A 10,417-nucleotide genomic window follows, 5' to 3' on the forward strand; every position below is an offset into this window, starting at 1 on the left:
AAAAAAATAAAATAAATTACTTAGTGTAGAAAATACACACTATATTCGTAGTACGAAGATGAAACCAAATATTAAAAATATAGCTGTACTTACTTCAGGAGGCGATGCGCCAGGCATGAATGCTGCGATTAGAGCCGTTGTACGTACAGGAATTTACCATGGCATCAGTATGTTTGGTGTTATGCAAGGCTACCAGGGTCTTATTACAAACAACATAAAACCAATGGACGCCCGTTCTGTAAGCAACATTTTACATTTGGGCGGAACGATATTAAAAACAGCTCGTTGCTTAGAATTTAAAACAATTGAGGGCCAAGAAATTGCTTATAATAATTTAAAAGCAAACGATATCGACGCTTTAGTTGTGATCGGTGGGGATGGTACTTTTACAGGTGCTAAACTTTTTGGCGAAAGATATGGCGTAAAAGTTATCGGCATACCTGGCACTATAGATAATGATTTAAGCGGATCTGATTTTACTTTAGGATATGATACCGCAATAAATACAGTAATAGAAGCAGTAGATAAAATCAGAGATACCGCTGATGCACACGATAGATTATTTTTTATCGAAGTAATGGGTCGGGATTCTGGCTGTATTGCCCTAAGAAGCTCTATAGCGAGTGGTGCTGAAGCTGTTTTATTACCAGAATTTGAAACCAGTGTTGATGAGTTAATTCAAAAACTGACTTTAGGTGCAGCGACTAAAAAATCATCAAGCATTGTTATTGTAGCCGAAGGGCATAAACAAGGTGGCGCTTACGAAATTGCCAAAAAGGTTAAAGAAACTTTCGATCATTACGATACAAAAGTGACAATTTTGGGTCATTTACAACGCGGAGGTAGCCCAAGCAGTTTTGACAGAATTTTAGGAAGCAGATTAGGCTTTGCGGCTGTAAACGCACTAATAGCTGGAGAAAGTGCTCAAATGGTTGGTTTACGCGGTAACGAGATTAAATTAACCAGTATTACAGATGCATTAAGTAGCCATACTTTTAAATTAGAGAACGATTTAATGGAGATGACGGAGGTTTTATCCATATAAAATATGATAGCAGTTGTTTATAGCGGTTCGAGAACAGCTTTTTGGAAACTTACCCAAAATGGAGTGGTTGTAGCGCATTGTAACACCACTGGTATCAATCCTTGCTTTGTTGATCCTAAAACAATTCTTCAAATTTTAAACAAGAAGGTAGTTTTAGTAAATAATGCAGAAAGTATAAAGAAAATTTATTTCTTTGCCGCTGGAGCATCATCACCAGATAGAAAAGAGGAACTTGCAAAAACTTTGTCATCTTTTTTTAGATATAGCAAAGTTGTTGTAGAAAATGACTTATTTGGCGCCGCTAAGGCAGCGTGTTTCGATCAGTCGGGTATTGTGGCTATGTTAGGAAGCGGTGCAAACTGTGCTTACTTTGATGGCAAAAAGCCTCTGGATAATAATTTTGGCATGGGCTATATTTTAGGGGATGAGGGCTCGGCAAACTATCTTGGCAAAATGCTTTTAAAAAGTTTTTTAAATAAGAAATTACCAAAAGAACTTGAAACTAAATTTAGCAGAACTTATGTTTTGGAGCGTTCTCAAATATTTGAAAGAATTTATAACAAGCCCCAGGCGAATATTTTTTTAAGTTCGTTTTTTGATTTTTTTATTCAGAATAAAAAACACGGCCATATTATTAGGATGGTAGATGAAGGGTTTGAAAAACATTTTCAAACATATATTTTACCAATGGTAGAAAAATACCCCAACGAGGACTTACATTTTGTAGGTACTATAGCGGCAGAATTTGAAGACAGGCTTAGACATACGGCAGAAAAATACGATTTAACTATAAAAAGCATAACTAAAGAACCTATACTTAATTTATTAAAACATTACATTAATTAACAAAAAACAATGAGCAAAATTGGAATAAACGGCTTTGGCCGTATTGGCAGACTGGTTTTCAGAGCTGCTTTAAAAAGAGGTTTAGATATTGTAGCAATTAACGATTTAATTGAGCCAGATTATATGGCTTATATGTTAAAGTATGATACTACTCACGGCAAGTTTGATGGAACAATTGAAGTTGTTGATGGAAATTTAGTGGTAAACGGTAAAACTATTCGTGTTACTGCAGAACGTAATCCTGCTGACTTAAAATGGGATGCTGTTGGTGTTGAAGTTGTAATTGAATCAACTGGTTTATTCTTAACACGTGCTGATGCTGAAAAACACATTGCTGCTGGTGCTAAGAAAGTAGTTTTCTCTGCTCCTGCTAAAGATGCTGATATCCCTACTTACGTAATGGGTGTTAACCATGACAAATTAACTGCAGATCAAACAATTGTTTCGAATGCATCTTGTACTACAAACTGTTTAGCACCAATTGCTAAAGTATTAAACGATAACTTCGGTATTGTTGAAGGTTTAATGAGTACAATCCATGCGGTAACTGCAACACAAAAAACTGTTGATAGTCCATCTGCTAAAGATTGGAGAGGTGGCCGTGGTGGTTTCTCTAACATTATTCCATCATCTACAGGCGCTGCTAAAGCAGTAGGCATGGTTCTTCCTGAATTAAAAGGAAAATTAACTGGTATGTCTTTCCGTGTTCCTGTTGCTGATGTTTCTGTTGTAGATTTAACAGTTCGCTTAGAAAAACCAGCTACTTACGAGCAAATTAAAGCAGCTATGAAAGCAGCTTCAGAAAGCGGACCATTAAAAGGTGTTTTAGGTTATACTGAGGATGAGGTTGTTTCTTCTGACTTCGTTGGTAACGATCACGCTTCTGTTTTTGATGCTGGTGCAGGTATTTCATTAAATGATAACTTCGTAAAAGTTGTTTCTTGGTACGATAATGAGTGGGGATATTCTTCTGCTCTTGCTAAATTCGTAGAATACTACGCTAGCTTATAATAAAAACGTAGCCTAACGGCTAATTTCTATAAAATAAAAGGCAACATTATTCATTTAGTGTTGCCTTTTATATTTAAATGTATTTTTTGGATATAAATTTCCTTTCATAATTGTCAAATTTCACAATTAATTGTTTAAAAAACACATTAATCAACCTATTGAAACAGCAATCACATCAAAAAAGAATCATTTTTGTTAAAAAAAACTTAATCAACAGACATTATGATACGATTTGCATATATCATATCATATTTTGATAATATTTAACAATTAGTTAACACTTTTTCAGCTTATATTTGCAACACTGTCATTTTAGGTTGCATAATCTGATATAAAAGATACCGCAATTAAAAAATGACAAAAAAAATACTTAAAAATTTCTTAGTGTATTTTTTACACTATCGTTTTTTTTACTATATTTGTAGAGTAATAAATGAAGTATTATTTATTACCATAAAAAAAGATAAATCTTCTCTTGAAAAGCGTTATGCTAAAATGGAGAATAAAGACAAAGCCTGGCTCATAACAGGTTTATATTTGGTTAGAAAAAAAGGAGACGCTTGGATGAGGTCTCCTTTTTGTTTTAATGACGTTTTCTAATCTTATATACACTCCTCTTGTATTCATTAGTATAATTTAAAATCTTACCTTAGAGCTAGAAATTAACATAAATAAGTTTATAACAACTTGCACAAACAAAATTATTATTAATGTTGCCCTCTCCAATCAACCACAGAAATAATTGAGCTCGCAGTTATAAAACAAATTTTAATCATAAATGCTCAAACCACAAGAAAATAAATGAAAAAAGTCTTTAACGCTTACAGCTCTTACTACAATCTTCTTTACAAGGATAAAGATTACGTTTCAGAAGCAGATTATATAGTTGATTTAATCAAGCAGCATAAACCTGAGGCAAAAACATTAGTTGAATTTGGCTCAGGAACTGGAAAGCACGCACTTTTATTTTGCGAAAAAGGATTTCAAGTCAATGGAGTTGAACCGAGCGCAGAAATGCTAAAAATTGCTCAAAGCAATTCACATACTAATCTTTCCTTTACTCATGCTTCTATTGAATCTTTAGCACTGGCTGAAAAGTTTGATGTAGCAACTGCCCTATTTCATGTTGTTAGTTATCTAAACGAGAATGAGGAACTTATTAACTCTTTCAGGAATATTCACAAACACCTAAATGAGGGTGGTTTGTTCATTTTTGATCTCTGGTATACACCTGCAGTATTATCTCAGGTACCAGAAAAGCGCACGAAGATTACAGAAGATGATCACATAAAAGTTATCAGAAATGCAACGCCCGTTAATCACTGGAATAAGAATATAATTGATGTTATATATGATATTAATGTCTTTGATAAGGAAAATAAAGAAGATTATGTTTTATCAGAAACACATAACATGAGACACTTTAGCATCCCTGAAATTGAACTCCTCGCAAAACTAACTGGCTTTGAAATTATTAAGACGGAAGAATTTCTTTCAGGCGAAACACCTGGGCCTAATACCTGGGGGGTTTGCTTTGTATTAAGTAAAGTATAAAAAATTCGTACAAACACAGCATGCAGATCAATTAAAAGAAACTGTATATACCCCAGTAAACTTGCAGGCTGATGTTATTTCTTTTTAAAACTAATTCCATTATTTACTGTTAAATAATCAAAAACAGCATTATGATTAATCCAGATGAAAAAATACCTGTTGACGATAGCTCAAGCAATGAAGCAGAAGATCAACAAAGCCAAAAAGACATACACTCTAATGGTTTAGATGAAAAAATTGTCGAAGAAAATCATACTAATAAAGATTTACTAGATGAAGCTTACCGTGCTTCGGAATCGGCTTATACTTTAAATACCGATGATAAGCCGGAGAATGTCCCAGACGAAGATTAAAGCATAAAGAATCTCTGCAGTTAAAAACCTAAATTATTGTTATATATTGGAATAATTTAAGGTTTTTAACTTATTCGCTTTCAGATAAATAAAAGTTCTATTTGCATCAATGATGATGTTAAATCTTTTTAAAACGTCACCACCTATAATACTCATTTTTTGTCGGCCTATTCCGCCTGTAAAAAAAGAAGCGGGTACATTTGGCAAGTTCATCTTACCAATAGATAATAAAGGTAAAACGGCTTTTTGAGTTTTCAAGATATTGCCATAAGAATCTTTCAGTTGCTTTTCATCAACAATTTTTAATTTTTGATCGAGTTTATTTTCAGCTACAAATTTATCATCAAACAAAAGGGCTCCTGAATAACCAGAATGTATTAAAAATTTATTACTCAGCGTTAGGTCAGCAATTTTAAAACCCGCCTCGATAAACATATAATCGTTTTCGAAACTTAACTTAAGTTTTTGGTATTTTTTAATTTTACCAGGTAAATTATTGCTGATTCGCATAACATTTTCCTCAAAATCCAATTCGATCACTTTATTTTCAAAAAGATCAGTTCCGAATTTCCCATCCGTTTCTTGTCCTGAGTTTTTATTTTCCCATATAGACTGCCCCTCCCATTTTAAGGAACCAATCTGTAAGATATTGTTCTTGCTAAATCTGGATTCATTGTCTGATCCACCCCAGCTTTTCACTGTATCAACACCGCTAAAGCTTAAGTCATTTAATCGCTTAATCGTTTCTTCTGTTAGGGTTATAGCATTGGCTGCTGTATGAAACATTAAATTCAAACTATCTTTTCCATTTAAAATAGCAGGCACCGATAAATTATTATAGCTGGTTAGGTGAAACGGAATAATGTAAACACTATTGGTATTATCGCTATGCTTATGGCGTTGCGCAAATACCAATTGACTTGAAGCAATAAAAATTAACAGGCAATATTGTTTTATTTTAAACATGAATTGGACTTAAAACTGAATTGTATTAAAATTTAACACGAAGCTTTTCACAAACTAACTGACCATTTTGATAGTATTCAAAAAACCAATCTCCATTCTTTTTTAGCAGCACTCCATTTACGGTTTCAGTACTTGCAATATAATAATCTGGTACAGAGGTTTTAAGTAAGGCTAATACTTTTTTAGGGCTGCTATCAACCAACTGGTATCCGTTTGCAACTGGCTGGGCATATAATGTTTCTTCAATTTGTTTGCTTATTGGAGTAGCTTGATTAGGTGTGATTTCAACTTTTGAAATAACCTCTTGCGCTAATGGTTTTGGTGTTTGGTTTGAAGGTGCCTTATAAGCATATTTAAAATCGTTTAACGAGATAAACGCATCTTGTAACGCCAAGTTATAAGATTCACTATACTCTTTTTCTCGGCTCTTACCTTCTTTACTCTTAAATACAACTTGCCCGCCACAATCTTTTAGTATAAGGGTTAAATTTGTTGAAAACATACTATTTTTCTCTAAAATTTCGGCTATAAGTCCATCACACTTATTAGTGGTAAGTTCTGCTGGTAATTGAGCATCATCAAAAAAAACAGCAAACCCTTTATTCTCCAGCAATTCTTTTGTTAAAACATTTAAACCATACTGGTTTGGTTGCTTTAAAAAAGCATATTTTTGAGGAACTATTATGTATTTATAGTGATTTAAATTTTCTTGTGCGAAAAGTGAAAGAGACAAGAAAAAAAACAAGAACAACAAATAAGCAGACCTTTTCATTTGAATTAAATTTATTAAATATATTAATTATTTGTTTTTAAATATAATAACCCTAAGGTTAACCATTTCATTTTAATTAAATGGTTTTCATTATTTGTTAGTTGCCTCAACAATCATTCGAAGCGAGAATTTTTATTTTATATCGAACACCACTAAAGCTATACATGTTAAGCAGAAGATAAACACTTACTTACATCATCCAATCAGAATATCGTTCGCATTGACTTACATTTTACCGCAATTCTGCATTCCTACGGGTTGTGCGAATATGCCTCTGTATAACATAAAAGTGGCAATGTGTTAATAATAATTCCCGAATCTTAATCATATAATTGTTCAACCATTTTTATTACCCAAACCTACAAATTCTAACTTCTACGCTCCTCGAATTTGCTTGCCATAATACGAATATTTAAATATATTTTAGATTCAATATCCTATTTTGAAAAGACTATATGCCTTATCGTTTTTACTGTTGTGTTTACTAACGGCAAAAGCTCAATACGAATTTCGTGAAGAAAATTTACCCGAAGAAGTATCAATACTCAATTTTGCTTCGATACTAAATACTGGATCGGAAGTACTGCCTTTAAGCAAAATAATAGATGGCAAACAAACACTACCATTTAAACCACTAAGCGGACAGCTGGGCAATTTAGGCTTTACAAGCAATAATTTTTGGGTAAAATTTCAAATAAAAAACACCCTAAAAACTCCATTAGTTTATTATTTACAAACCGCAGAACCTGTTACTGATAATGCAAATTTGTTTTTGATTGATGCAAATAATACAACGCAGATTCAACGAAGTGGGGATAATTTAGATTTTTCACAGCGTAGCCTTAAAAACCGAAAAACATTATTCAAAATTGAACTTAACGGAGGGGAAACTAAAAGTGCATTCCTGGAATTGAAAAATGACGGAGAGAAAAATACCTTGCCACTTCTTTTAATAAGTCAGGAAAGGTTTCTTGAAACAACCTATTCTGATCAGCTAATTATGGGGATTTTTTATGGCATCTTAGCTTTTATTGCCATTACTTACTTCTTCTTCTATTTCGCAATTAAAGAAATTTCATTCCTATATTATTCGCTTTATGTATTATTTGTGGGTTTATGTCAGTTTGCACTAGATGGATTTTATCATCAATATATAGGAACTGGTAATTCTTGGTTCAATCTCCATATTGTTATTATATCAGCTATTTTTAGCTGTTTCTTCTTTGGAAAATATAGCGAAATCATCCTTGAAATTAAACGCAAAAACCAACGTATACACAAGCTTTTCAATCCATTGTATATCGCTTTAGGTGTTGTACTAGTAGGGATTATTATTTTCCCTTTCTTTTTAAAATATTCTTACCCCATAATAAACATCCTGACTCTTTTTGGCTTGATTTTGATATTTGCATCTATCGCAGTCATCATTTACAAAAAAAAACCAATCGATTTATTCTACACCATTGGTATTGCAATTCTAGCTTTGACTATAATTATGGCTGTACTTATGAATTTTGGTGTCTTTCCTGAAAACTTCTTTACGGATAATATTACAAAACTCGGTATCGGTTTAGAAATTATGGCCTTATCTCTATCTATGGCTAATCGAATTGGAATTCTAAGAAACAGGAAGGAAGAGCTTCAAAATATAGCTTTACAGAAATCAGAAGAAATGAATGATATGAAATCTTACTTTCTTTCTAACATGAGCCATGAATTGAGAACACCATTGAATGCTATTTTAGGCTTAGCTGCGATTATGGAAAAAGAGAGTAATGACCCTAAGGTTATTGCAAATTGTGAGATTATTAAGTACTCTTCGCATGGTTTAATATCATCGGTTAACGATATTCTAGATTTTTCAAAAATTGAAAAGGGTGAACTGGAACTGGACAAAAGCGAATTCATACTACATGAACTTTTGAATAAATTAGCTATAAGTGCTGAAAAACAGAGCCATAACAAAGGATTGAAATTTAATTTTTACTCTTCTTTAGATAAAGAAATGGTAATTATTGGCGATCCCATAAGACTTGAACAAATTATTTACAATGTTTTAGGTAACGCAATAAAATTTACTTCAAAAGGGAATATTAACCTAGAAATTGTAGCAGAGGCCGAGCAAAATATGCTCCTGTTAAAAATTATAATAAAGGATACTGGAATTGGTATAGAAAAAGAAAAACTGGAAACAATATTTGATCTATTCTCTCAAACCAATTTCAACAACAAAAGGAAACATGGCGGCTTTGGAATTGGATTGAGCATTGTAAAAGCGCTAACTGATTTACATAAAGGTGAAATAAAAATTCAAAGCGAATTAAATGAAGGTACAACCTGCGAGATAGAAATTAAATATCCTATTCAGGAAAGTGTTAAAAAACCAATTACTATGTATCCTGAAGATGATTACGATTTAATGGGGAAGAATATTTTAGTTGTAGAAGATAACCCTATGAATCAAATGATTGTTCAAATGATGCTAGAAGATTGGGAAAACACGACCGTAACGCTTGCCGATAATGGAGCAGAATGCCTAGAAACAATGAAAACCAAAGACATTGATTTGGTATTGATGGACTTGCAGATGCCTGTTATGGACGGATACGAAGCTATTTCTTCTATAAGAAACGGTTTGGCAGGAATAAACAAGATTAGTGTACCAATCATTGTTCTAACTGCTGATATTACAAAAGCAACAAAAGACAGGATTTTTAATATTGGTGCTACAGACTATATGAATAAACCTGTGGAAGAAGAAATTCTGTATAAAAAAATAACAACAGCTCTATCTGCTCATCATCAATCTAACATCGATCTGAGAATAGCATAAATCGACATTTATTACCATTAGGATTCTTGATAATATCCAATTTAACTTAAAAAACTGGGCACCTTATTCCGCGATAGTTGCCAGACTTACGTCGAAAAAAAGTAAGAGAAAATTCGAAAGTATTGGTACTCGTTCCCGAACTGCGTAATCCGGGATTAACATCATAGCTCATTCCAAGCGTAAAATTATTAAATGTAAAGCCAGCATAAGGTACAATTGCATCCTTCAATCGTAAATTAGCCCCAGCAATTAATTCTGAAGTTTCTCCATAGGGTATTGTAAAGTAAACTCCAACCATACGCTCTTGGGCATTGCCCTGGCGAGCATACATAAGATGCGGAATAACGACCATATCATTGGCCAATTTTATACTTACCCCCGCATTAAACAGGTATCTGATTGGCAGAAATAATTTCCCCTCTGAATCGACAAATGGATCAACAGGTTTTGTTAAATGGTTCATCGAAAATGCTGCATAAAAGTTGGCTCGTTTTAAAGGATTTGTATCAAAAAAAGTTACTCCAGCACCAGCATCCAGAACTGTTGATGCACTATTATTGAAATTATCAGCCGTTGGAATTAGCGGCGTAAATCCAACACCAGGTTCATACTGATCACCTAATTGAAATCTACTTGGATCAAATCTTCTATTTAAAAACCCAACATTCATTCCAAAGGTTATGTTGTAATCCTCATTATAACCTAATTTAACGCCAGTATAAGCCAGAGATACAGCTCCGTTTAAATAACCATAACCACCACTGGTAGCGGTTTGATTGAGCACATTTAAACCGATATTGATATTCTGATTTGTTGACATTTCGGCAGATAATCCTGAAGTGCTAAAAGTATTTACATTGCCAAAGTTTTGATTTCGATGAATTAAAGTCGCCCTATAATCCATTTGCGAAACACCTGTTAATGCAGGATTCATCCATAATGCATAAGCATAATATTGGGAAAAATGTGGATCAACCTGAGCTTTCAAATTTGAATAAACCAGCAAAAAAATAAATGCAAACACTCCCCTCTTCATA

Annotated in this window: 10 protein-coding genes; 7 read left to right on the forward strand and 3 right to left on the reverse strand. The window is 33.2% G+C overall.

Going from position 1 to position 10,417, the window contains the following annotated elements:
• Positions 1-58 precede the first annotated feature (58 nt).
• From pfkA to ABD692_RS03500, 6 genes are all read left to right on the forward strand, one after another.
• Complete coding sequence (gene pfkA / locus ABD692_RS03475; protein WP_316759603.1) at positions 59-1,045, forward strand: 6-phosphofructokinase; 987 nt, start codon at positions 59-61, stop codon at positions 1,043-1,045.
• 3 nt (positions 1,046-1,048) lie between these two features.
• Positions 1,049-1,891, forward strand: a complete 843-nt coding sequence (locus ABD692_RS03480; protein ID WP_316759608.1) for a hypothetical protein — start codon at positions 1,049-1,051, stop codon at positions 1,889-1,891.
• Between the two features lie 9 nt (positions 1,892-1,900).
• Positions 1,901-2,902: a type I glyceraldehyde-3-phosphate dehydrogenase gene (gap, locus tag ABD692_RS03485; protein ID WP_316759613.1), complete on the forward strand. Its 1,002-nt coding sequence runs from the start codon at positions 1,901-1,903 to the stop codon at positions 2,900-2,902.
• A gap of 354 nt (positions 2,903-3,256) precedes the next feature.
• The gene (locus ABD692_RS03490; protein WP_344764956.1) at positions 3,257-3,502 is read left to right on the forward strand and encodes a hypothetical protein; all 246 of its coding nucleotides are present in this window, start codon (positions 3,257-3,259) and stop codon (positions 3,500-3,502) included.
• Between the two features lie 201 nt (positions 3,503-3,703).
• On the forward strand, positions 3,704-4,456 hold the full coding sequence (locus ABD692_RS03495; RefSeq protein ID WP_344764958.1) for a class I SAM-dependent DNA methyltransferase: 753 nt from the start codon (positions 3,704-3,706) through the stop codon (positions 4,454-4,456).
• A 131-nt stretch (positions 4,457-4,587) separates the two neighbouring features.
• On the forward strand, positions 4,588-4,809 hold the full coding sequence (locus tag ABD692_RS03500; protein ID WP_344764960.1) for a hypothetical protein: 222 nt from the start codon (positions 4,588-4,590) through the stop codon (positions 4,807-4,809).
• Between the two features lie 39 nt (positions 4,810-4,848).
• Here ABD692_RS03500 and ABD692_RS03505 read toward each other — a convergent pair whose 3' ends face one another.
• Positions 4,849-5,775: a hypothetical protein gene (locus ABD692_RS03505; RefSeq protein ID WP_344764962.1), complete on the reverse strand. Its 927-nt coding sequence runs from the start codon at positions 5,773-5,775 to the stop codon at positions 4,849-4,851.
• A gap of 25 nt (positions 5,776-5,800) precedes the next feature.
• Positions 5,801-6,547, reverse strand: a complete 747-nt coding sequence (locus tag ABD692_RS03510) for a hypothetical protein (protein WP_344764964.1) — start codon at positions 6,545-6,547, stop codon at positions 5,801-5,803.
• A 475-nt stretch (positions 6,548-7,022) separates the two neighbouring features.
• Here ABD692_RS03510 and ABD692_RS03515 point away from each other — a divergent pair, with 475 nt between their 5' ends.
• The gene (locus tag ABD692_RS03515; protein ID WP_344765408.1) at positions 7,023-9,380 is read left to right on the forward strand and encodes a hybrid sensor histidine kinase/response regulator; all 2,358 of its coding nucleotides are present in this window, start codon (positions 7,023-7,025) and stop codon (positions 9,378-9,380) included.
• Positions 9,381-9,426: 46 nt separating this feature from the next.
• Here ABD692_RS03515 and ABD692_RS03520 read toward each other — a convergent pair whose 3' ends face one another.
• The gene (locus ABD692_RS03520; RefSeq protein ID WP_344764966.1) at positions 9,427-10,416 is read right to left on the reverse strand and encodes a PorP/SprF family type IX secretion system membrane protein; all 990 of its coding nucleotides are present in this window, start codon (positions 10,414-10,416) and stop codon (positions 9,427-9,429) included.
• Position 10,417 lies beyond the last annotated feature (1 nt).

It is taken from the genome of Pedobacter ginsengiterrae (genome assembly GCF_039537385.1).
Lineage (GTDB): Bacteria > Bacteroidota > Bacteroidia > Sphingobacteriales > Sphingobacteriaceae > Pedobacter > Pedobacter ginsengiterrae.